This is a genomic window from Candidatus Halocynthiibacter alkanivorans, from assembly GCF_003333265.1.
GTDB classification, from domain to species: Bacteria; Pseudomonadota; Alphaproteobacteria; order Rhodobacterales; family Rhodobacteraceae; genus Halocyntiibacter_A; species Halocyntiibacter_A alkanivorans.
Map to the genome: position 1 here is coordinate 90226 of NZ_QOLB01000112.1, position 20284 is coordinate 110509.

Here is a 20284-nt window from a genome sequence, read left to right on the forward strand (position 1 = left end):
CCGATCAGGAGACGGCCGGCGCGGCCACCGGTCAGGAGGCCGCCAGTCTGGCAACCGCCCGGCGCAGCGGCGACATCCGCGTCAGCGAAATCTTTGGGCCCACCATTCAGGGCGAAGGCGTGCTGATCGGGCTGCCGACAGTTTTTGTGCGCACCGGCGGCTGTGATTTCCGCTGTTCCTGGTGTGACAGCATGCATTCGGTCGATCCCGCCTACCGCGATCAGTGGCTGCCGATGAGCACCGAATCCGTCTGGCAACGGGTGCAGCAGCTGTCCGGTGGCACGCCGCTGACGGTGACACTTTCGGGCGGCAACCCGGCGATTCAGCCGTTCGCGCCGTTGATCAGTCTGGGCCAGGCAGCGGGATATCGTTTTGCCATCGAGACCCAGGGGTCCATTTCCCGCAGTTGGTTTGCCGATCTCGACACTCTGGTGTTAAGCCCGAAACCACCTTCAAGCGGCATGGGCTGTGATCTTGCGGCGCTGCAGGCCTGCGTCGACGCTGCCGGTGAAGGCACTGAAACCGTGCTGAAAATCGTGGTGTTTGATGCGGTGGATTACGCCTGGGCGCGCGATATCGCTGCCCGCTTCCCTGCCCTGCCGGTCTATCTGCAGCCCGGCAACCACACACCACCCCCGGCCGACGACGACAGTTTTGTGGTTGATCAGGACGGGTTGAACGACCGGATGTTGTGGCTGGTGGATAAGGTGTCGGAAGACCGCTGGTTTGACGCCCGGGTGCTGCCGCAGCTGCATGTTATTCTCTGGGGCAACAAACGCGGCGTCTGACGCCACGGCCTCTTACAATCCGCCCCGAAAAACCGCCCTGTATAAGCCGGGGCGACACCGCCGGACTTGTACAAACCGCCGCGTTACGAACCGAAACTGCACCAGCCGCCACGATATATATCGAAAAGAATCAAACCGCCCAATCCATCAGGAGAGACCGATGTCCTCAGACTCCATCTACAGCAATCTGAAACAGCTGGGCGGCGCCACCGTGCTGCCCGACAATCCCGAAACCGCCGAGCTTGAGCGGGTGCCCAACCCGCAGGCCGATGTAGCCTATAACGTGCGTTTTACCGCACCCGAGTTCACCTCGCTCTGCCCGATGACCGGCCAGCCCGATTTTGCCCACCTGGTGATTGACTACGTGCCGGGTGAGTGGCTGGTGGAAAGCAAATCACTGAAGCTCTATCTCGGCGCCTTCCGCAACCACGGGGCGTTCCATGAAGACTGCACCGTCTCGATCGCCCGTCGTCTGGCCGATTATCTGGAGCCCAAATGGTTGCGCATCGGCGGCTACTGGTTCCCGCGCGGCGGCATCCCGATCGACGTGTTTTACCAGACCGGCCCGCTGCCTGAAGGTGTCTGGATCCCCGACCAGGGCGTAGCGCCTTATCGCGGCCGCGGCTGAGGTTATTTTGAGGGATAGCCCGGGCTGGGAGGTCCGGGCCATTTGGCAGCGTCAGAGGCTGCCAAGCGGACGATGCCGGCTTGCGTGTTGTGCCGCCTGTGGAAAGATCTTACCGATCTGATATACCCAAAATACTGTTGCAATCTCCGTTGAATAACTCTCGTATGCCTCTGAGCGTGAACCCAATGCGAAGCTGCTGAACAACATGTCCATCGAACTGAAAAAAATTGCCTCGATTGGCCGGCCAGTTTTGGAGCGCCTGTTTCAATACTACCTACATGATATATCTGAATATTCAGGCTGGGCACTCGAAAAAGATGGTTCGTTTTCTTACCCGATTGACTTACTTCCACCGTACTGGGAAAAACAAGACCACTACCCCTATTTCATCGTTAATGACGGCGAAATTGCAGGTTTTAGCCTTATCAGACGCGTGCCAGAGCTTAGTCAAGTTTGGGAAATGGGACAGTTTTTCGTTCTGAGAAAGTTTCGCGGCAAGGATCATGGCAGATCAGCATTTGAAAAGGCCCTATATCTGCATTCGGGGCAATGGCAGGTTCGGGTTCTGATCGAGAACATACCGGCATACCATTTCTGGAAAGCGCGTATAGATGACGTTTCCAAAGGTGATTTTTCCGAAGTTAAGAGGAAGTACCACAGCCACAACATGACTTATTTTACATTCAAAACCAGCCCTTAAATCATAGAGGTCTGTAAAGCGTTGGTATGTCAATTCGGGCCCAGAGCGGAAGTTCTGTCCGGCCCGGGCCATTCGGTAGCGCCAGGGGCTGCTAAGCGGACAAAATTGCCGTTGAGTGCTCTTTCAAATACGTGTTTTCGGCGCGGGCTCTCTGTCAGAATCGCCAGAATTTGGTTCGCCTCTGGGTTCGATTAACAGGACCTTGACTTCGTTTTCAGCACGTGGCCTGTGCACCACGCCTTTTGGGACTATGAACAACTCACCAGCTTTGACGGTGTGGGAAGGTTCCCCCTCGATATCCATCGTCATTTCGCCTTCAAGAACATAGAAAAAATCGTCTGTCTCATCGTGCTTATGAAATGGATACTCGCCCTGGAATTTCACAACCATCACGTCATTCTGATTGTAGTCGGCGACGACATGCGGATCCCAATGGCCAGAGAACATAGCCAGCTTCTCTGAGAGTTTTATCGGCTTCATAAAGGTTATCCATTTTCTAAGGTGCTTCGCAAACTTAGATTAGAAATACCGGTAAATTCAATGTCGTATTTGGACTCTGAGCGAATGCATGCCCGGCCCGGCCCAGCAGCGCCTGCCGCAGGGCTCCGCCCGTTCGAGACCACTGCGGCGACGGGCAGGATTGAGCCCTAAGCGGAAGTGGATGTCTGCGGCAAAATTGAGCGCTGGAAAGCCAGCATCAATCCGGAAACGAGGATCATAAAGCTGCCCCAAAAAAGAAAATACGTGGCCGTACTGGGCAAGCTTATCAACGTCGGTGAGAAACACATTATCAGGGCAGAAAGGCTGAAGGCCATGTCAATGCCCACCTTGGTCCGGCCCACATTTTCAGCAGTGCAAATCTGCAGTATCCTGCCATCGATAACGATGCGGCACATCCAGACGGTCATCCCCATCGCACCGTGTATAATCGCCAATGTCGGGATCGAGGTGCCCAACGACAATGCCACGGTTGATATACCGGCAAACAGCGCAAGCCAGTATTCCATATTGCGGGCCGTTAAACGTCGGATGCCAAAGCTCAGTAATGCTGCGGCAAACATGCCCCCCAAAGGCCAGGCGGCATCGACAATGCCAAACGCCTGGCTGCCTTTGCCCAGATCATCGTAAATTAGTGATGACAAGATCGCGTTAGACAATTGTCCAATGGGCAAGCTTACGCCAGCAAGCAACGCGAGCATTCGAAGCGCCCGGTTGGATCGGAATATCTGAACGCCGCCGCGCAAGTCAGTCCAGAACGCTTTCACCCCCGGGGCGTTGGTCCGCATATAGCCCCCGTCAACAAAAATCATCGGCAAAATCAACAACAAAGACGCGCCGGCCGAGAACAGAAACCCCGCTGCCGGAGACACGCGTTCGATGACAATGCCGGCCAGCACTGTGCCGATGGCCGTTGAAATCAGGTGCACACCGCGAAAGCGCGCGACTGTACGCATAAGCTTTGCCTTCGAAACCGCCGCCTGAATAAGCCCGTCATGCGAAGAATTGTGCATCATCCTAAGCGCGCTCGCAGCAACGACTGCGCCAAACAACAAGACAATATTCGGCTCAGAGGCACCCAGCCATATGAGTGCAAGAAAAATCAGGGTCAGAGCGATCCCGGAATGGGCAAAAATGACGAGGTATTTGCGGTTGTGACGATCCACCAGGGTTCCGACAAACGGGCCAACAAATAAATTGGTCAGCATGGCGATGATAAACACCTGTCCGACGCGACTGACATCCTCGGTGACAACCAGCGTTATCCAGCCGATACACACCAAATAAGATCCTCGGGACAGCCCGGAAAAAAACTCCATCACAAAAAGTAATCTGACATTGTTCATCGGAAAATTCCGTTCGCGTTGTTTAATAAAATACAACATCGACCATACCGGAACATCGTCGTCCCGCAATCGCGAATTATCGGGACGACCAGGCCCGAAGTGCTACAGGCTGATCAGCCCGCCCGCAGGTTCGGCACCTCAGACGGGCGGCTGTTGTTATAGTCCAGCCCCATGCGCAGGCCTCGGCCAATGCGGTGGGCCAGATGCGACCAGGATTGCGCTACATCGGCGGGCAACTCCCGCGCCAAAACCCTGTCAAACAGAGCCAGCCAGCGGGCAAAATGCGCTGATCTGACGGTTCCGGCTGCGATATGGGCCTGCATCGGATTTCCGTCATAGCGCCGCTCAAACAGGATCGCGTTGCGCCAGAAGTCGGCGATCTTCGCCTCATGGGCGGGCCAGTCGGATACTTTCGCCGCGAAGACCGGGCCCAGCTCCGGATCCTGACGCATCTCACAGTAGAACCCGGCCACCACGCTTTCGATCTGCGCCGCTGTGACAGGAAAGCGCGGCGGCAGGGTCATGCCTGGATGAACCAGATCAGGCCCAGAAAGATGACCAGATAGACAATCATATTGAACATGGCACGGATAAGACCGGCGTCTGCTTCCGGATCGATGCCCATACGGTTGCAAATTTTAGTGCCCGGCCAAAGCATTAACTGTGTGAGTGACATGGGACGCTCCTTAATAGGTATTTCAGATACGCATTAATTAGATCTTTTAAATACGCATTGCAAATGCTAAATAAAAAACATGCAATTAGATAAGTTTACCGATTATGCCCTGCGCGTTCTGATGACGCTGGCTGTCCATACGCCGGAGCGGATGCCGGCTTCCGCGATTGCGAAGATCTTTCAGCTGTCGGAGCATCATCTGTCCAAAGTTGCCTCAGAACTGGTGCGTGGTGGATTTGTTTCATCCGCGCGCGGCCGCAGCGGCGGTCTGACCCTGGCGCGCCCGGCCAGCCAGATCAATATTGGCGCGGTGGTGCGTCACTTCAAACGGGATGACCCGGTTGTGGAATGTTTTGGCAGCAACCGCTCCTGCCTTATCCTGCCCGCCTGTGGCCTGCGCCATCCGCTGCGCGAAGCCCAGGAGGCCTTTTTCAAAGCGCTGGACCGCTACAGCCTGGAAGACGTGACAAGGTCCGGGGCCCTGCTTGCTGAGCTGACAACGGAGCAAAACCAGCCGTAGGTGAGGCAAGTGCTTATTGCCAAATTCGCCGACCGAGTGATCAAGTTGCCCCCAAGTCCCAACACGGGAAGGCGCTTCTCTCCTCCCCAAGGCCAGGCGTTGCCCTGTATGGCTGGTGTCGGGCCGGGAGCGAACCGCTCAGCAATATAAAGCTGGCAACAGGATTTCGCGCAGCCTGCCCCTCAAACAAAAAACAAAAAAGTCCGGGCACGGCGGCCGGGCACTGCGACGGCCCGCTGTACTGACTTTACTGCCATTTGCCTCAAGGGCTTGTTGCGGAAAGAAGACATTGCCAAGGCACTTGCCTGGCGCTAGTCAAAAGCATGACAGATCGCCCCAAACTCGCGTCCCTGGCCGTCGTCCTTCGGGAGAGCAGGCTGATTCTGGTGCGCCGCAAAAATGAACCTGACGCTGGGCTCTGGGGCTTTCCGGGCGGGCATGTCGACATTGGCGAAACCGCCCTTGCCGCCGCGTCCCGTGAACTCAGAGAAGAGACATCGGTTTTCGCCGAGGCGCGGGAATATTTGCACAATCTTGATCTTATCGTCCGGGCAGACGACGGAACAATCCTCTTTCACTACCTCCTTGCGGCAGTGTTATGCGACTATGTAAGCGGCGAACCCTGCGCGGCGGACGATGTGTCAGACGCAAGATGGATCGACGCTGACGATGTGCTGAACGGGACGCTGCCGCTGAGCGAAGATGTGGATACCGTGCTGAAACTCGCACTGGCGAGACAAGCATCGCAAATTGAGGTGCCCACAGAGGACGGCCTCTGACGGCTTCCCTGAACCGGTCAGGCGTTTCAGATCGCGCGCCGCGCACACAGGCCGCAAGCTCGTGCAAAAGTTCACCTGCGAAATGGTCCCGAAAGCAATTTGCCGGGCCGCCGGATTGCCCCGGATCATTTCCGGGAGTCGCATTGCGCCTGCCCAAGGCCAGGCGTTGCCTGGTTCACCCTGCCCCCTCAAACAAAAAACAAAAAAAGTCCGGGCACGGGGCCCGGACAGTCCAACAGGGAGGTCATGCCAGCACCCCGGCATGAAGGGGATCTTTGGTGCGCCGGATCAGGCGACCAGGCGGTAGCCGCCGGATTCGGTCACCAGCAGCCGCGCATTGGAGGGATCAGGTTCGATCTTCTGGCGCAGGCGGTAGATATGAGTTTCCAGCGTATGGGTGGTGACACCGGCATTATAGCCCCAGACCTCGTGCAGCAGCACATCACGCGGCACCACACCCTCGGTGGAGCGATAGAGGAACTTGAGAATATTGGTCTCTTTCTCGGTGAGGCGCACTTTACGGTCGTCTTCGGTGATCAGCATTTTCATCGCCGGTTTGAACGTATAGGGCCCGAGCTGGAACACCGCGTCTTCAGACTGCTCATGGGTGCGCAGCTGCGCCCGGATCCGCGCCAGCAGCACCGGGAACTTAAACGGCTTGGTCACATAGTCATTGGCGCCCGCATCCAGCCCCAGAATAGTGTCGGCGTCGCTGTCATGCCCGGTCAGCATCAGGATCGGGCATTTGACGCCTGATTTGCGCATACGTTTGCACAGTTCCCGCCCGTCGGTATCGGGCAGCCCCACGTCGAGAATCACCAGGTCATAGATTGCCTCTTTGGCTTTCTCCATACCGGTGGCACCGCTGTCTGCTTCAAACACATCAAAGTCTTCGGTCATCAGAAGCTGTTCGCTCAGCGCATCACGCAGATCGTCATCATCGTCAACAAGCAGGATTTTTTTCAGCGTGGCCATGGTTGGTGTCCTCATATTGTCTCGTGGTCTGGACTTCATCTGAGCGCATACCGGGCAAGAAACAAGTTTTGCTGCAAAAATACACGCGCTCGTGTCTGTAAGGCAGGAAATGTTTCAATTTCCTGCAAAGCGCATTAGATGAGATTTGAGAAACCACAGGATCTGACCATGAGCCTTGCCCCGAACCTGACCGAAAGACTGGCGCGTGCGCGTGCCGATTTGCGCATGGGCGTGCCTGTACTGCTGCACGGGGGCGACGGCGCGGCGCTGGCGGTGGCGGCGGAAACGCTTGATGCAGAACGGCTGCGCGATCTGCGCGCGCTTGGCGAGGTGACGCTGGCGATCACTGCCCGGCGCGCACAAACGCTGAAAGCCCGCGCCTATGACGGCGATCTCGCCCGTATCCTCGTGCCTCAGGATGCCGGCGTGGCCTGGATTGCCGGGATCGCCGATCCGGCAGATGATCTGATGTCACCGATGAAAGGCCCGCTGCAGTCCCGGAGAGACGGCTCAGCCTCCGCTCATCGCGCCGCCATCACCCTGGCCAAATCCGCGCGTATCCTGCCTGCAGTGGTTCTGGTCTGTGTCACGGACGCACCGGCTCTGGGCCGCGAACACGGGCTGACCTGCATTGATATTGACGCCGCCCATGATGAGCTGGCGCGGCTGTCACCCTTGCACAGCGTGGTGCACGCGCGGGTGCCTCTGGATGTATCCGAGGCCGGACGGCTGCATATATTCCGGCCCGAAGACGGCGGCGAAGAACATTACGCGGTGGAAATCGGCCGCCCGGACCGCAGTCAGCCGGTGCTGGCGCGGCTGCATTCGGCCTGTTTCACCGGTGACGTGATGGGCTCGCTGAAATGCGATTGCGGCCCGCAGTTACACGCAGCCCTGGCGCAGATGGGCCGGGCCGGCCACGGCGTGCTGCTTTATCTCAACCAGGAAGGCCGCGGCATTGGTCTGGCCAATAAGATGCGCGCCTACTCGCTGCAAGATCAGGGCTTTGACACTGTCGAAGCCAATCACCGGCTGGGGTTTGAGGATGATGAACGCGATTTCCGTATTGGCGCCGAAATCCTGCATCAGATGGGGTTTGCCTCAGTGCGCCTGCTGACCAACAACCCGCGCAAAGTGGAGATGATGCAGCATCACGGTATTACGGTAAGCGAACGTGTGGCGCTGAAAGTCGGGCGCAGTTCCCACAATACCGCCTATCTGGATACCAAAGCGTCCAAATCGGGCCATCTGCTGTGAACGCCTGCGACCTGGTGCTGACCCCGCGCGGCGTGCGCTTTATGGGGCGGCTGTTTCCCTGCAGCATCGGGCGCGGAGGCCTCACCTCAGACAAACACGAAGGCGACGGCGCCACACCGCGCGGCAACCACAGCATCAAAACTCTGCTCTACCGCCCTGACCGGATGCGCGCGCCGACCCGCCAGGCGCGGCCGGTTCTGCCCGGCGACTTGTGGAGCGACGCCAGTGAAGACGCGGCTTATAATCACCCGGTGCGCGCGCCTTATGAGCACAGCCATGAAGCGCTGCGCCGGGCAGACCCGCTCTATGACCTGGTGCTGATCACCGGCTGGAACTATCCCTGCGCCACACCGGGGCGCGGCTCCGCCATCTTTATTCACCAATGGCGCCGGCCGGGCTTCCCGACCGAAGGCTGTGTGGCCTTTCGCCGCGACCATCTTCTGTGGATCGCACAGCATTTGCGCCCCGGCGCAAGATTGATTGTGCGCTGAAGCCGCAAGCCGCGCCCCGCTGCCTGTTTCTTTTTGGCCTAAATATCCATCTTCTTTTTGTCCGGACTATCCCTGGCGCCGCGCTCAACTCTGGTCGCGGGCGCCGAAAATCGCAGAACCGACCCGCACATGAGTCGCCCCCAGCGCCACCGCGCGTTCAAAGTCGCCGCTCATCCCCATGGACAGCTGCGTCAGCCCGTTCCGTTTTGCGATCTTGCCGAGCAGCGCAAAATGCAGCGCCGCTTCTTCATCCGCCGGCGGGATGCACATCAACCCGCACACCGGCAGGCCCAGATCACGGCACACCGCAATAAACCCGTCGGCCTCAGAGGGCAGCACGCCGGCTTTCTGTTCCTCTTCCCCGGTGTTCACCTGGATGAACAGCGACGGGCAATGGCCCAACTCCTCTGCCAGCCGCGCAATGGCCTGCGCCAGTTTCGGGCGGTCCAGGGTATGGATGACATCAAACAGTTCCAGCGCCTGACGAACCTTGTTGCTTTGCAGCGGCCCGATCAGATGCAGCTCAATGCCTTCATACTGTTCACGAAAGCCTGGCCACTTGCCCGCGGCCTCCTGCACCCGATTCTCGCCGAACACCCGATGGCCCTGTTCCAGTACAAAGACCACATTTTCATCAGGCTGCATCTTTGACACAGCAATAAGCTGAACGCCGCCGACGCTGCGCCCGGCGCGATTTTCCTCGGATTCGATACGCGTTTTAATGTCGGAAAGCCCCATGACACCCTCATTTTATACCATTTTGGCCCAATTGCAGCCGTTGCCCTGTTATTGGCCGCCCCCTGCAGACATGCAACAGGTGTGTGGCACTCCTGCATCATTATCGCCACATCCGCGCCCAATGCGTTTCCAAAACGTTGACCCAAACGTCTGATCGGCGCATTCCACTGTGCATGTGTCGGGTTCACCGGCATTCGAATTCAATAAAACTCCACGAGGGTACACATGAAAAACATCCTTCTTTCCACAGTCGCTCTGGTTGCCTTCGCTGGCGCCGCTGCTGCTGACGTTTCCTGGTCCGGCGCTGCAACTCTGGGCTACAACGATGACCTCGAAGACGGCGTATATGCTGACGTCGACATCGACATCGCTCTGTCTCAGGAACTGAACAACGGCTGGACAGCCGCTGCAAAATTCGGTTTTGAACTGGTTGACAATGGCGTGTCAGGGTCCAACGGTTTCCAGGCTGACGAAAACATCCTGATCTCGCTGACCAACGACATGTATGGCCTGTACTTCGGCGACACTGAGTTCGCTGCTGTGTCCTACTTCTCCGGCGTCACCAACATGCAGAACGACAACTTCTCCGAAGAAGACGGCGAAGATGTACTGAAACTGACAGCAACTTACGGCATGATCTCTGGCGGCCTGTCCTACGCATATCTCACCGATACCGCTGCCGGCACTGGTGATTCAGACGAACTGCAGCAGCTGTCTCTCGGTGTTTCCGCTGAATTCTCCGGCGTAACCGTAACTGCAGCTTGGCAGGACGCAACAACCGTCGACTTTAACGCTTCCAACGGTGACTTCACCAATGGCGAAGTGTTTGGCCTGTCGGTCTCTTCTTCCTTCTCGGGTGCAGACATCACGCTGGCATATGCCAACGACAAAGCTGCTGACAACAACTCCACTGGTATCGAAGTTTCCTACCCAATGGGTGCGGTTACTCTGGGTGCGTTCTACGTGTCCGAAACCAACACCGATGACAACTTCGGCGCAACTGTTGCGTACTCCGAAGGCGACCTGTCTGTTAAAGCATGGGTCCACGACGGTACCGACGAAGACTATGGTGTGAACATTGCTTACGCAATGGGCGACTGGGGTCTGTACGTTGGTGGTTCCGATGACGACGGCGCATATGTTGCTGGCGAACTCGACCTCGGCGGCGGCGCTTCCTTCACCGTTTCTTATGCAAACGACGAAGACAAGTCCGACAACGACGAGATCGGCCCACAGGAATACCTGCAGGGTACAACTCTGGCTCTGTCCCTCAGCTTCTGATCCTGCTTCAGGATAATGACTTTAAGGGCCGCTCTTCTGAGCGGCCCTTTTCTTTTGTCCGGCGTCTTTGATCCGTGCAAACCGCCTCAAAAGAAACCTTGTTCCCCCTGCCCTGCGCAGCTACGGTTGGGCCACTTTCGCTGAGGGGATTTTTATGACGCGTGCTCGCTACTTACTGCTGATCGTGACCGGGGCCATGCTGACCCTGTCGGCCTGTGCCAACAGCTTTGACAGTCTCGGCAGCCTGACCGGCTCCATCGGCAGCGGCCCGTTTTCCGGCGGCGGCACTGAAGTCACTGCTGAAGGCGATGTGATCGACAGCAAAACCGTGGTGCAGCAGGTCGAACTGGCCAATGGCGAGACCGTTCTGGTGGAACAGCGCCGCAAGCGCCGCATTTTTGGCGGCGGGCGTTCGATCCCCGGCTCTGACATTCAGGTCAACAAATACATCTGGTCGGCTGCGCTTGATGTGCTCGACTTCCTGCCCGTAAAATCCGCCGACCCGTTCACCGGCGTGATCGTCACCGAATATGGCACGGCACCCGGCAGCAGCCGCGCATGGCGTGCCACCATCTACATCCAGGATCCAGCGCTGGATGCGCGCAGCCTGAACCTGTCGCTCTATACCCGCAACGGCCCCGCCAGCGCAGAGACGCTGCGCGCGGTTGAAAATGCGATTCTGACCCGCGCGCGCCAGCTGCGCTCCACCGACGCCAACCTGTAGCCCCTCGACAGGACGCGCCGATCTTATTATGACCACGCCGGGCCCTTTGCCCGGCGTTTTCACGACCAAGGACCAGACCATGACCCGTTATACCGCTCAGGATGTTGAAACCAGATGGCAGAAAGCCTGGGATGAGGCTGACGTTTTCAAAGCGAAACGCGATGAAAGCAAACCCAAGTATTACGTGCTGGAGATGTTCCCCTACCCGTCGGGCCGCATTCATATGGGCCATGTGCGCAACTACACTATGGGCGACGTGGTGGCGCGCTACAAAATGTCCACCGGGCATAACGTGCTGCATCCGATGGGCTGGGACGCGTTTGGCATGCCGGCCGAAAACGCGGCGATGGCACTGAACAGCCATCCGGGCACCTGGACCTATCAGAACATTGCCGACATGCGGGCACAGATGAAGCCGCTGGGCCTCTCAATCGACTGGTCGCGCGAATTTGCCACCTGTGATCCGGAATATTATGGCCAGCAGCAGGCGATGTTCATCGACATGATGGCCAAAGGTCTGGCCTATCGCAAAAACGCCACGGTGAACTGGGATCCGGTCGATATGACCGTGCTGGCCAATGAGCAGGTCGAAAACGGCCGCGGCTGGCGTTCGGGCGCTGAAGTGGAGCAGCGCGAGCTGACCCAGTGGTTCTTCAAGATTTCCGACTTTTCCGAAGAACTGCTCAGCGCGATTGACGATCTGGACAACTGGCCGGCCAAAGTGAAGCTGATGCAGCGCAACTGGATCGGCAAAAGCGAAGGCCTGGAGTTTGCCTTCTCGCTGATCGACGCGCCTGAGGGCCATGAGCAGGTTGAAGTGTACACCACCCGGCCTGACACGTTGATGGGCGCCTCTTTTGTTGGCATTTCAGCAGATCACCCGCTGGCCAAAACGCTGGAACTGGACAATGCGGAGATTGCCGCGTTCTGCACCAGTTGTCGCAACGAGGCCACCACAGAAGAAGCCCGTGAAAAGGCAGAAAAACGCGGCTTTGACACCGGGCTGCGGGTACAGCATCCGCTGGATCCGTCCTGGGAGCTGCCGGTCTATATCGCCAACTTTATCCTGATGGATTACGGCACCGGCGCGGTGTTTGGCTGCCCGGCGCACGATCAGCGCGACTTTGAATTTGCCACAAAATACGAATTGGCGATCAATGCGGTGTTTACCCCGGTTGACGCTGATCTGGACACAAGCGAAGCCTACGTGCCGCTGAAATCCGAACAGGTGCGCTATGTGCGTGGTTTTGCCGGCGACGCGATCCAGACCGGCGCGGCCGGAGTCACCAGCGCCATCGCGTATTGCGAAGACAAAGGCTTTGGCCAGGGTGTCACCCGCTTCCGCCTGCGTGACTGGGGCCTGTCGCGTCAGCGCTACTGGGGCTGCCCGATCCCGGTTGTTCATTGCGAAGACTGTGGTGTGGTGCCGGAGAAGAAAGAAAACCTGCCGGTCAAACTGCCACAGGACGTCACCCTTGATCTGCCGGGCAATCCGCTGGACCGTCACCCGACGTGGCGCAACTGTGCCTGTCCTGCCTGTGGCAAGGACGCGCTGCGCGAGACTGACACGATGGACACATTCGTGGACAGCTCGTGGTATTACGCCCGTTTCACCAACCCGGCCGCCGCCACGCCGACTGACGCGGAAGACGCTGCCTACTGGATGAATGTGGACCAGTATATCGGCGGCATTGAGCACGCCATTCTGCACCTGCTGTATTCGCGCTTCTTTGCCCGGGCGATGAACCTGACCGGCCACCTGTCTGAGGGCGCGGTGGAGCCATTCAACGCACTGTTCACCCAGGGCATGGTCACTCATGAGATCTACCAGACGCGCGATGCCAAAGGCCGTCCGGTCTATCATCTGCCTCAGGACGTCACAGACGGCAAGCTGGCGGATGGCACTGATGTCGAGATCATCCCGTCGGCCAAGATGTCCAAGTCGAAAAAGAATGTGGTCGATCCTGATGCAATTATCAGCCAATACGGCGCGGATACGGCGCGCTGGTTTGTGCTGTCTGACAGCCCGCCCGAGCGGGATGTGGAATGGTCTGCCGCCGGTGCGGATGCCACTTTCAAACACCTGAACCGGGTCTGGCGCATTGCCGGTGACGTAGTTGAAGCGCCTGAAAGCGGCAAAGGCGATGCGGAGCTGATCCGCGCCACCCACAAAACCATCCATGAGGTCACCCAGGCCATCGACGGGTTTGCCTTTAACGCCGCGATTGCCAAGCTTTATGGCTTCACCAATACGCTGCAGAAATCCAAAGCCGGCGCGGAGGCCAAACGCTCAGCGCTTGCGGCGCTGGCGCAGCTGATGTCGCCAATGACCCCGCACCTGTCAGAAGAAATCTGGTCCCTGATGGGCGAGGCCAGTCTGATCATCCACGCGCCATGGCCGGTGGCCGATGAGGCCATGCTGGTCGAGGACACGGTGACGCTGCCAATTCAGATCAATGGCAAACGCCGCGACGAGCTGAAAGTCCCTGCGGACATGCCGAAGGAAGAGGTTGAAAAGCTGGTGCTGGCAAACGATGCTGTGATCAAAGCGCTGAACGGGGGCGTGCCGAAGAAACTTATTGTTGTTCCGGGCCGGATTGTGAATGTCGTTATTTAACCGCCGCTTGCTAATACTCTCCCTCGCAGCCCTCGCGGGCTGCGGGTTTTCCCCTGCGCTGGCGCCGGGCACAGCGGCGCGCAGCCTGCTGGGCGCGATAGAGGTCGCCGCGCCCACCAACCGCAACTCCTTTGATCTGGCGAAACAGCTGGAATTGAATCTGGGTCCGGCAAACAGCCCGCGCTATGCGCTGCGCTATGATCTGGGCACCAGCACCGCCGGTGTTGCCATTACCAGCAGCCAGGAAACCACCCGCTACCATATCACCGGCAAGGCGAATTTCTCGGTGCTCGATCTGAGCAGCGGCACGGTAGTGAGCTCGGGCAGGGTTCAGGGCTTTTCCGCCTATTCTGCCACCGGTTCCACCGCGGCCACGCTGAGCGCCCGCGATGACGCTTATGCCCGGCTGATGGTGCAACTGGCGGATCAGATCACCACCCGGCTCAGCGCCACAGCGGCGTCCTGGGCCGGATCTGCGGCCGGATCTGGGGCGGGGTCCGTGGCGGGGTCCGTGGCGGAGACTGCAGGCGAATGAAACTGACCGGCCGCGACGCTATTGCCTATTTCAACAAGCCTGATGCCACCCGCACCGGCCTGCTGATCTATGGGCCGGACGCGATGCGGGTGGCGCTGCGGCGTCAGGAAGTGATCGCGGCGCTGATCGGGCCTGAAGGCGAAGGCGAGATGCGGCTGACCCGCATTCCCGCCAGTGAGCTGCGCAAAGACAAAGTCATGCTCAATGACGCGATCAAAGCCCAGGGGTTTTTCCCCGGCCCGCGGGTGGCTTTTGTTGAAGACGTCACCGACACCCTGGCAAAACCCATCATCGCGGCGCTGGAAGACTGGCAGCCGGGCGATGCTCAGGTGATCGTCACTGCGGGACAGCTGACAGCGCGTTCAGCGCTGCGCAAGTTCTTTGAGGGCCACCGCAACGCCTATGCCACCGCGATCTATGCCGAGCCGCCTTCGCGGGCCGAAATCGAACAGGTGCTGAACAAGGCCGGTGTCAAAGAGATTGACCGCGATGCGATGGAAGACCTGACGGTGCTGTCGCGCGAACTCGATCCTGGTGATTTTCGCCAGACCATCGAAAAACTGGCGCTGTATAAGATTGGCGATGCCTCCCCGGTGATCAGCCTTGATGTGGAAAACTGTGCGCCCGCCAGTTCTGAAGCAGTGGTGGATGACGTCTTGAATATCGTCGCGGAGGGCCGCACCAGTGAAATCGGCCCGGTGATGGCCAAACTGACCGCTCAGGGCATCAACCCGGTGACACTGTGCATCGGGGCCACCCGCCACTTCCGCACGCTGCACGCGGCCTCCTGTGACCCGGGTGGCGCAGCTTCCGGCATCGGGCGGGTACGGCCGCCAGTGTTTGGCCCGCGCCGCGACCGTATGGTGCGCCAGGCCCAGGGCTGGGGCGTGAACAAGCTGGAAACCGCGCTGTCCCTGCTGACGGAAACGGATCTGACCCTGCGCTCCGCCGGGCAGCGCGCCCCGGCGATGGCGCTGGTCGAACGGGCGCTTATCCGGCTGGCGATGCTGTCAAAGCGTTAAGCGCCGCGTGCCGCCCCGTGGCAAAACAGGCGGTCAGCAGATAGCCACCTGTCGGCGCATCCCAATCCACCATTTCGCCCGCGCACCAGACGCCCGGCAGGGCGCGTAATTGCAGCCCCGCATCCAGCGCGCCCCAGGATACACCCCCTGCGGTCGAAATCGCTTCATCAATCGGACGCAGCCCCGCGTGGGTTATCGGCAGGGCTTTGATCTTTTCTGCCAACGCGCGCCCTTCGGGAAGCGGTCGGGCAAACTCCATCAGCAATGCCAGTTTTGCCGGCTCCAGCTTCAGCGTTTTGCGCAGATGGGCGGTGCGGGTGGTTTTGCCCCGCGGGCGCTCCAGTTTTTGCGCGATCTGATCCACACTCAGGTCAGGCAGCAGGTCCAGCGTCAGCGCCGCGCCGCCCCGCAGCGCCGATGACAGGCGATAGATGCCGCCGCCTTCCAGCCCGCGCGCCGAAATCACCGCTTCGCCACGCGAAGTCAGCGCACCGGCCCGCAGCGCGATGTTTTTTAATGGCGCGCCAAACTGTGCCGCAATATAGGCGCTCCAATTGACCACCAGCCCGGCGTTTGAGGGCTGAAACGGGGTGATTTCAACGCCGCGCCCGGTCAGATAGGGCAGCCAGGCCGCATCCGAGCCGAGCCGCGCCCAGCTGGCACCGCCCAGCGCCAGGATGGTGATCGGGGTGGAGATGGTTTGCGAGCCTTCTGGCGTTTCAAAGCGGCAGCCTGTGCCGGTCGTGCCCTCAAAGCCCGCCCAGCGCCAGCGCCGGTTCAGCACCACACCCTGGCTTTGCAGTCGCGCCAGCCAGGCCCGCAGCAAAGGCGAGGCTTTCATTTTGCGTGGAAACACCAGGCCGGTCGAGCCGGTAAACACCTCCTGCCCCAGACCTTGTGCCCACCTGATCACCGCCTGGCTGTCAAACCCGGCAAGGATGTCGCCCAACGGGGGCCCGGCGTATTGTGCGAGAAACTGATCAAACGGTTCGTCCCGCGTCAGGTTCAGCCCGGATTTGCCCGCCATCAGGAGTTTGCGCGCCGGCGAGGGTTTTGCGTCTGCCACCACGACGCGTTTACCTGCCGCGGACAGCACTTCTGCCGCCATCAGCCCTGCCGGTCCGGCACCAATTACCAATGCGTCAATATCTGCCATGTCAGCGCCTCACCTTGCGTTTTGCGCTGCTTAACACGGGCTGCGCGCCCAAGCCAGCTCCCCGGCCAGCGGTCCGGCCTGGATGCTCTGCTTTAAAGCTCAGAGGCACATCGCTTTGATCCCACTGCGAATGTCGTCAGGGGCGGCGAGCGCTGCTGCGCTGAGATCTGCAACAGTAGTCTCCAGATCCTCCAGCGCGACAATTCGGTCGATCAGGCCAAAATCATACGCGGTCTGCGAGTCGATTTTCTGCGCCCCCATCAGAATCATCTTGCTGCGCGATGGCCCGATCAAAGCCGACATGCGCGCCGGATCGGAGGGCTGGGGCAGATAGCCGAGTTTCATCACCGGGTAGAAGAACTTGGCCGCTGGCACCGCGATACGCAGATCACAGGCCAGCGCCATGCCAAAGGCGCCCCCGGCCAGCGTCCCGTTCAGCGCCGCAATGCTGAGACAGGGCAGCGCCGCGATGGCGCCTGAAAGCCGTTCCCACACCGGATCAACCGCAAGCCCGGCGCGGGCATCATCCAGATCAGCGCCGGCGGAAAACACCCTTCCGGTGCCGGTGAGCACAAACACTTTGGCCTGACCGCGCGCCTCAGTGGCGAAATCCGCCAGCGCGTTCAACATCACGGCCGTCAGAGAATTGGCTTTTTGCGGCCGTTCAATGGTGGCGCGCCAAACATCACCCGCCTGTTCAAACCGGATCACGTGATAAGCCCGACCCGACGGAGGATCGCCTCGTCGCGCAGCGAGACTTCCTGACCAACATAATCATCTGCATCACGCCCGCACATCCACAACAGTGTCCGTGCTGGCCACTCGGCCGGGATATGTTCAGACCAGTCGAGCTGGCTGACCGGGTTGATGCCGCTGGCTTTGATATCGCGCTGCATCTTTGTGGCGACGGTGCCTGGGCTGAGACCGAGGGCGCGGATGCCGTTTTCGCGCTCTTCCAGATCCAGCGAAGCGGTCAGCATCGCGGCGCCCGCTTTGGAGGTGCAATAAGCGGACCAGGCTTCAATCGGATAGTGCGCCGCGCCGGAGGAAACCGTCAACACGGTGCCGCCACCCGCTGCTTTCATCACCGGCACCGCAGCGCGCATACCATAAAAGACGCCTTTGACATTGATGTCGATTGTCATAGCCCAGGCCGCGGGATCTGCGCTGGCCAGGTGGGAGATCGGATCGATCACCCCGGCGTTGTTGATCAGAACATCCAGCCCGCCGAACCTGTCCACCGTAGTGGCAACCGCCGCAGCCATAGCCTCAAAATCCGCCACGTCGCAGGCAATCGCCAGCGCGGTGTTGCCGATCTCAGCCGCCAGCGCAGAAATCGCATCACCTGAGCGCGCCAGCAGGACGACATTTGCCCCGGCCTCGGCGAATACCCGCGCAGATTGAGCGCCAATTCCGCGCGATGCCCCTGTTATCAGTACAGTTTTACCGTTCATCCTTGAAATCCTGTAATTTTTCATCGATTTAAACTTCAGCTTTAGTCTGCACCAGATGCTTGACGCAGGACACCGCTGAGTCAAAGCTGGGCACAGTTATTTATGTTGGAAGGTATGTTATGATCCATTCCCGTCTTTTTAGCGGCGCCTGTAGTGCCGCCCTGATCGCTTTTGCGCCTGCCGCACAGGCCGATATTACCGCCCGCGAAGCGTGGGACAGTTTCAAAGCCTATGCCGAAATCAGCGGCCAGAACATTGAAGTTGGTTCTGAAAGCGAGACCGGCGGCACCCTGCGCCTGAGCGATGTTCAGGTCAGCATTTTGTTTCCGGGTGGCGCTGCCAGATCGGAGCTGAGCAGCCTGAGCTTCAGCGAACAGAGTGACGGTTCTGTCGCCATCACCCTGTCGCCCGACTATACCATCACCGTCAATGGCGAGGATGTGGATGGCGAAAAGTTCGACATGCGCGCGACGCTGACCCATGACGGGATGAACATCATCGCGGCAGGGGAACCCGAAGCGGTGACCTGGACCTACACCGCAGACATGCTGAAGCTGGCAATGAACATGGCTGCCACCGGTGGCGGCGGCGATGCCGATGTCACTGTGGACATGAGCGTTGCGGATATGGCCGGCAGTTATGCTTTTGCTGAAGGCGAAAGCGCGGACTTGTCCTATGATACCATCACCGGCGCGGTGCGCGTGGACATGACGGTCTCTGAGTCAGACCATGGCGCTCAGGTGCGGGGCAGTCTGGCGTTTGACGGCATGGAATTCGCCGCCGAAGGCGAATTGCCAGTAACGGAAAATCCCGAAGACTTCGCCAGGGCGTTGTTTAAGGCGGGCAGTCTTACCGGCGCCTACAGGCTGGGGGCCGGGACCTTCGCCATCAACATCACTGACGATGGTGAAAATTTTGACCTGACCGGCAACAGCGGTGGGTCTGAGGTAAATTTCGCCATCCAGGACGGCGGCTTCGCCTATGACACGCTGACCAGCAATATTGACGTCACCGTCGCCAGCAACGCGATGCCAATGCCACCGGTCACCGTGTCCCTTGCAGAATATGGCGCCAGCCTGGAAATGCCGATGGCGCAATCGGACGAGCCTGGCGACTTTGGTCTCGGGCTGCGCTTTGTGGGCCTGTCGGTGCCCGAAGATCTGTGGCGCATGTTTGACCCGTCACAAGTGCTGCCGCGCAGCCCTGCGACCTTCATCCTGGATCTGTCCGGCAAGGCCAACTGGTTGTTTGACATCTTTGACGAGGACGCCACTGAGGCGATGGAAGAGATGGATGAAATGCCCGGCGAATTGCATGCGCTGACGCTGGATGCGCTGCAGTTGAGTCTGGGCGGGGCGGAGCTGACAGGCAGCGGCGCGTTTACCTTTGACAACAATGATCTGGAGACCTTTGACGGCATGCCGGCGCCTGAGGGCGTAATCAATCTGAGCCTGAACGGCGGCAATGGTCTGTTGGACAAACTGGTACAGCTTGGTTATATCCAGTCTCAGGATGCGATGGGCATGCGCATGATGATGGGCATGTTCTCTGTTGTCGCGGAAGGTGAGGACAATCTGACCTCCGAAATCAAAGTCAGCAAAGACGGCCAGGTCTTTGCCAATGGGCAGCGCCTGCAATAACCGGTTCAGCGCTGAAACCAACAAAGGGCCGCCACTGTTGCGGCCCTTTCCTGTTGCAACGGGCTTGCGGGTCCTCCCCGGGCAGACTACCTGTTTAACAACACAGATATGAGGCCCGATATGACACAATCCCCCCTGTCCGACCTGACCGCCGCCCTGCTTGACGCCGCGCGGCGCGCCGGCGCCGGCGCCGCAGACGCGATGGCGGTCGAAGGCACATCCCTGTCGGTCGATGTGCTGGGTGGCAAGCTGGAACACGCCGAACGTTCTGAAGGTGTCGATATTGGCCTTCGGGTGTTGATCGGCCAGCGTCAGGCCTGTGTCTCGGCCTCAGATACCAGAGCTGAAACCATGACCGATATGGCAGAGCGTGCCGTTGCCATGGCGCGGCTGGCGCCTGAGGACCCCTATATCGGCCTCGCGGATGCGTCCCAGCTCGCCGCGCGGCGCGACGCCGCC

Annotated in this window: 23 protein-coding genes; 14 read left to right on the forward strand and 9 right to left on the reverse strand. The window is 59.4% G+C overall.

Annotated features, from left to right (window positions below; genetic code table 11):
• The first annotated feature begins 47 nt into the window (after positions 1–47).
• The 3 genes from queE to DWA01_RS13670 all read left to right on the forward strand — a co-directional run bounded on the left by queE (position 48) and on the right by DWA01_RS13670 (position 2116).
• Positions 48–788: a 7-carboxy-7-deazaguanine synthase QueE gene (queE, locus tag DWA01_RS13660; protein WP_419187009.1), complete on the forward strand. Its 741-nt coding sequence runs from the start codon at positions 48–50 to the stop codon at positions 786–788.
• Positions 789–948: 160 nt separating this feature from the next.
• Positions 949–1416, forward strand: coding sequence for a preQ(1) synthase (gene queF, locus DWA01_RS13665; RefSeq protein WP_114286373.1), 468 nt, complete (start codon positions 949–951; stop codon positions 1414–1416).
• A gap of 205 nt (positions 1417–1621) precedes the next feature.
• The gene (locus tag DWA01_RS13670) at positions 1622–2116 is read left to right on the forward strand and encodes a GNAT family N-acetyltransferase (protein WP_114286374.1); all 495 of its coding nucleotides are present in this window, start codon (positions 1622–1624) and stop codon (positions 2114–2116) included.
• A 123-nt stretch (positions 2117–2239) separates the two neighbouring features.
• Here DWA01_RS13670 and DWA01_RS13675 read toward each other — a convergent pair whose 3' ends face one another.
• The 4 genes from DWA01_RS13675 to DWA01_RS23325 all read right to left on the reverse strand — a co-directional run bounded on the left by DWA01_RS13675 (position 2240) and on the right by DWA01_RS23325 (position 4636).
• Entirely contained in the window at positions 2240–2596 is a 357-nt protein-coding gene (locus DWA01_RS13675; RefSeq protein ID WP_114286375.1) for a cupin domain-containing protein, read from the reverse strand.
• 167 nt (positions 2597–2763) lie between these two features.
• Positions 2764–3960 (reverse strand): MFS transporter, encoded by a 1197-nt coding sequence (locus DWA01_RS13680; protein ID WP_160116051.1) that lies wholly within the window; start codon positions 3958–3960, stop codon positions 2764–2766.
• A gap of 113 nt (positions 3961–4073) precedes the next feature.
• Positions 4074–4484, reverse strand: a complete 411-nt coding sequence (locus DWA01_RS13685; RefSeq protein WP_114286377.1) for a group III truncated hemoglobin — start codon at positions 4482–4484, stop codon at positions 4074–4076.
• A complete protein-coding gene (locus DWA01_RS23325; protein WP_200832582.1) occupies positions 4481–4636 on the reverse strand; it encodes a hypothetical protein in 156 nt (51 codons plus the stop codon). The genes DWA01_RS13685 and DWA01_RS23325 overlap by 4 nt, the downstream gene beginning before the upstream one ends.
• A 79-nt stretch (positions 4637–4715) precedes the next feature.
• Between DWA01_RS23325 and DWA01_RS13690 the strand changes: the two genes are divergently transcribed.
• Positions 4716–5156 carry an RrF2 family transcriptional regulator gene (locus DWA01_RS13690; RefSeq protein WP_114286378.1) on the forward strand — a complete coding sequence of 147 codons (441 nt, stop codon included), beginning with the start codon at positions 4716–4718 and terminating at the stop codon, positions 5154–5156.
• Positions 5157–5479: 323 nt separating this feature from the next.
• The gene (locus DWA01_RS13695) at positions 5480–5935 is read left to right on the forward strand and encodes an NUDIX hydrolase (protein WP_114286379.1); all 456 of its coding nucleotides are present in this window, start codon (positions 5480–5482) and stop codon (positions 5933–5935) included.
• A gap of 288 nt (positions 5936–6223) precedes the next feature.
• Here the strand turns inward: DWA01_RS13695 and DWA01_RS13700 are convergent, their stop codons facing one another.
• Complete coding sequence (locus tag DWA01_RS13700) at positions 6224–6910, reverse strand: response regulator transcription factor (protein ID WP_114286380.1); 687 nt, start codon at positions 6908–6910, stop codon at positions 6224–6226.
• Positions 6911–7078: 168 nt separating this feature from the next.
• Between DWA01_RS13700 and ribA the strand changes: the two genes are divergently transcribed.
• Together ribA and DWA01_RS13710 are read left to right on the forward strand one after the other, a co-directional pair.
• Entirely contained in the window at positions 7079–8167 is a 1089-nt protein-coding gene (gene ribA, locus DWA01_RS13705; RefSeq protein WP_114286395.1) for a GTP cyclohydrolase II, read from the forward strand.
• Complete coding sequence (locus tag DWA01_RS13710) at positions 8164–8658, forward strand: L,D-transpeptidase family protein (RefSeq protein WP_114286381.1); 495 nt, start codon at positions 8164–8166, stop codon at positions 8656–8658. The genes ribA and DWA01_RS13710 overlap by 4 nt, the downstream gene beginning before the upstream one ends.
• A gap of 84 nt (positions 8659–8742) precedes the next feature.
• Here DWA01_RS13710 and DWA01_RS13715 read toward each other — a convergent pair whose 3' ends face one another.
• On the reverse strand, positions 8743–9396 hold the full coding sequence (locus DWA01_RS13715) for a YggS family pyridoxal phosphate-dependent enzyme (protein WP_114286382.1): 654 nt from the start codon (positions 9394–9396) through the stop codon (positions 8743–8745).
• A gap of 225 nt (positions 9397–9621) precedes the next feature.
• On the opposite strand from DWA01_RS13715, the gene DWA01_RS13720 reads away from it, so the two are divergent.
• The 5 genes from DWA01_RS13720 to holA all read left to right on the forward strand — a co-directional run bounded on the left by DWA01_RS13720 (position 9622) and on the right by holA (position 15575).
• Positions 9622–10677, forward strand: a complete 1056-nt coding sequence (locus DWA01_RS13720) for a porin (RefSeq protein ID WP_114286383.1) — start codon at positions 9622–9624, stop codon at positions 10675–10677.
• A gap of 154 nt (positions 10678–10831) precedes the next feature.
• Entirely contained in the window at positions 10832–11401 is a 570-nt protein-coding gene (locus tag DWA01_RS13725; RefSeq protein ID WP_235008553.1) for a DUF3576 domain-containing protein, read from the forward strand.
• A gap of 79 nt (positions 11402–11480) precedes the next feature.
• On the forward strand, positions 11481–14018 hold the full coding sequence (gene leuS / locus DWA01_RS13730) for a leucine--tRNA ligase (protein WP_114286397.1): 2538 nt from the start codon (positions 11481–11483) through the stop codon (positions 14016–14018).
• On the forward strand, positions 14005–14553 hold the full coding sequence (lptE, locus tag DWA01_RS13735) for an LPS assembly lipoprotein LptE (protein WP_114286384.1): 549 nt from the start codon (positions 14005–14007) through the stop codon (positions 14551–14553). The genes leuS and lptE overlap by 14 nt, the downstream gene beginning before the upstream one ends.
• Positions 14550–15575: a DNA polymerase III subunit delta gene (gene holA / locus DWA01_RS13740; protein ID WP_114286385.1), complete on the forward strand. Its 1026-nt coding sequence runs from the start codon at positions 14550–14552 to the stop codon at positions 15573–15575. The genes lptE and holA overlap by 4 nt, the downstream gene beginning before the upstream one ends.
• Here the strand turns inward: holA and DWA01_RS13745 are convergent.
• From DWA01_RS13745 to DWA01_RS13755, 3 genes are all read right to left on the reverse strand, one after another.
• A complete protein-coding gene (locus DWA01_RS13745; protein WP_114286386.1) occupies positions 15544–16731 on the reverse strand; it encodes a TIGR03862 family flavoprotein in 1188 nt (395 codons plus the stop codon). The genes holA and DWA01_RS13745 overlap by 32 nt on opposite strands.
• A gap of 99 nt (positions 16732–16830) precedes the next feature.
• Positions 16831–17442 (reverse strand): enoyl-CoA hydratase/isomerase family protein, encoded by a 612-nt coding sequence (locus tag DWA01_RS13750; RefSeq protein ID WP_114286387.1) that lies wholly within the window; start codon positions 17440–17442, stop codon positions 16831–16833.
• A complete protein-coding gene (locus DWA01_RS13755) occupies positions 17439–18185 on the reverse strand; it encodes an SDR family oxidoreductase (protein ID WP_114286388.1) in 747 nt (248 codons plus the stop codon). Before DWA01_RS13755 ends, DWA01_RS13750 begins: the two co-directional genes overlap by 4 nt.
• 119 nt (positions 18186–18304) lie before the next feature.
• Here DWA01_RS13755 and DWA01_RS13760 point away from each other — a divergent pair, with 119 nt between their 5' ends.
• On the forward strand, positions 18305–19825 hold the full coding sequence (locus DWA01_RS13760) for a DUF2125 domain-containing protein (RefSeq protein WP_114286389.1): 1521 nt from the start codon (positions 18305–18307) through the stop codon (positions 19823–19825).
• 120 nt (positions 19826–19945) lie between these two features.
• Positions 19946–20284, forward strand: a 339-nt coding sequence (locus DWA01_RS13765; protein ID WP_272867856.1) for a PmbA/TldA family metallopeptidase, incomplete at its 3' end; no start/stop codon positions are given.

What these genes read in the sequence shown, in the direction of transcription:
- DWA01_RS13675 (WP_114286375.1), bottom strand. Translation starts at nt 2,596, where the DNA reads ATGAAGCCGATAAAACTCTCAGAGAAGCTGGCTATGTTCTCTGGCCAT.
- DWA01_RS13680 (WP_160116051.1), bottom strand. Translation starts at nt 3,960, where the DNA reads ATGAACAATGTCAGATTACTTTTTGTGATGGAGTTTTTTTCCGGGCTG.
- DWA01_RS13690 (WP_114286378.1), top strand. Translation starts at nt 4,716, where the DNA reads ATGCAATTAGATAAGTTTACCGATTATGCCCTGCGCGTTCTGATGACG.
- holA (WP_114286385.1), top strand. Translation starts at nt 14,550, where the DNA reads ATGAAACTGACCGGCCGCGACGCTATTGCCTATTTCAACAAGCCTGAT.
- leuS (WP_114286397.1), top strand. Translation starts at nt 11,481, where the DNA reads ATGACCCGTTATACCGCTCAGGATGTTGAAACCAGATGGCAGAAAGCC.
- DWA01_RS13755 (WP_114286388.1), bottom strand. Translation starts at nt 18,185, where the DNA reads ATGAACGGTAAAACTGTACTGATAACAGGGGCATCGCGCGGAATTGGC.
- DWA01_RS13685 (WP_114286377.1), bottom strand. Translation starts at nt 4,484, where the DNA reads ATGACCCTGCCGCCGCGCTTTCCTGTCACAGCGGCGCAGATCGAAAGC.
- DWA01_RS13725 (WP_235008553.1), top strand. Translation starts at nt 10,832, where the DNA reads ATGACGCGTGCTCGCTACTTACTGCTGATCGTGACCGGGGCCATGCTG.
- DWA01_RS13670 (WP_114286374.1), top strand. Translation starts at nt 1,622, where the DNA reads ATGTCCATCGAACTGAAAAAAATTGCCTCGATTGGCCGGCCAGTTTTG.
- DWA01_RS13760 (WP_114286389.1), top strand. Translation starts at nt 18,305, where the DNA reads ATGATCCATTCCCGTCTTTTTAGCGGCGCCTGTAGTGCCGCCCTGATC.
- DWA01_RS13695 (WP_114286379.1), top strand. Translation starts at nt 5,480, where the DNA reads ATGACAGATCGCCCCAAACTCGCGTCCCTGGCCGTCGTCCTTCGGGAG.
- DWA01_RS13745 (WP_114286386.1), bottom strand. Translation starts at nt 16,731, where the DNA reads ATGGCAGATATTGACGCATTGGTAATTGGTGCCGGACCGGCAGGGCTG.
- DWA01_RS13720 (WP_114286383.1), top strand. Translation starts at nt 9,622, where the DNA reads ATGAAAAACATCCTTCTTTCCACAGTCGCTCTGGTTGCCTTCGCTGGC.
- lptE (WP_114286384.1), top strand. Translation starts at nt 14,005, where the DNA reads ATGTCGTTATTTAACCGCCGCTTGCTAATACTCTCCCTCGCAGCCCTC.
- DWA01_RS13715 (WP_114286382.1), bottom strand. Translation starts at nt 9,396, where the DNA reads ATGGGGCTTTCCGACATTAAAACGCGTATCGAATCCGAGGAAAATCGC.
- ribA (WP_114286395.1), top strand. Translation starts at nt 7,079, where the DNA reads ATGAGCCTTGCCCCGAACCTGACCGAAAGACTGGCGCGTGCGCGTGCC.
- queF (WP_114286373.1), top strand. Translation starts at nt 949, where the DNA reads ATGTCCTCAGACTCCATCTACAGCAATCTGAAACAGCTGGGCGGCGCC.
- DWA01_RS23325 (WP_200832582.1), bottom strand. Translation starts at nt 4,636, where the DNA reads ATGTCACTCACACAGTTAATGCTTTGGCCGGGCACTAAAATTTGCAAC.
- DWA01_RS13700 (WP_114286380.1), bottom strand. Translation starts at nt 6,910, where the DNA reads ATGGCCACGCTGAAAAAAATCCTGCTTGTTGACGATGATGACGATCTG.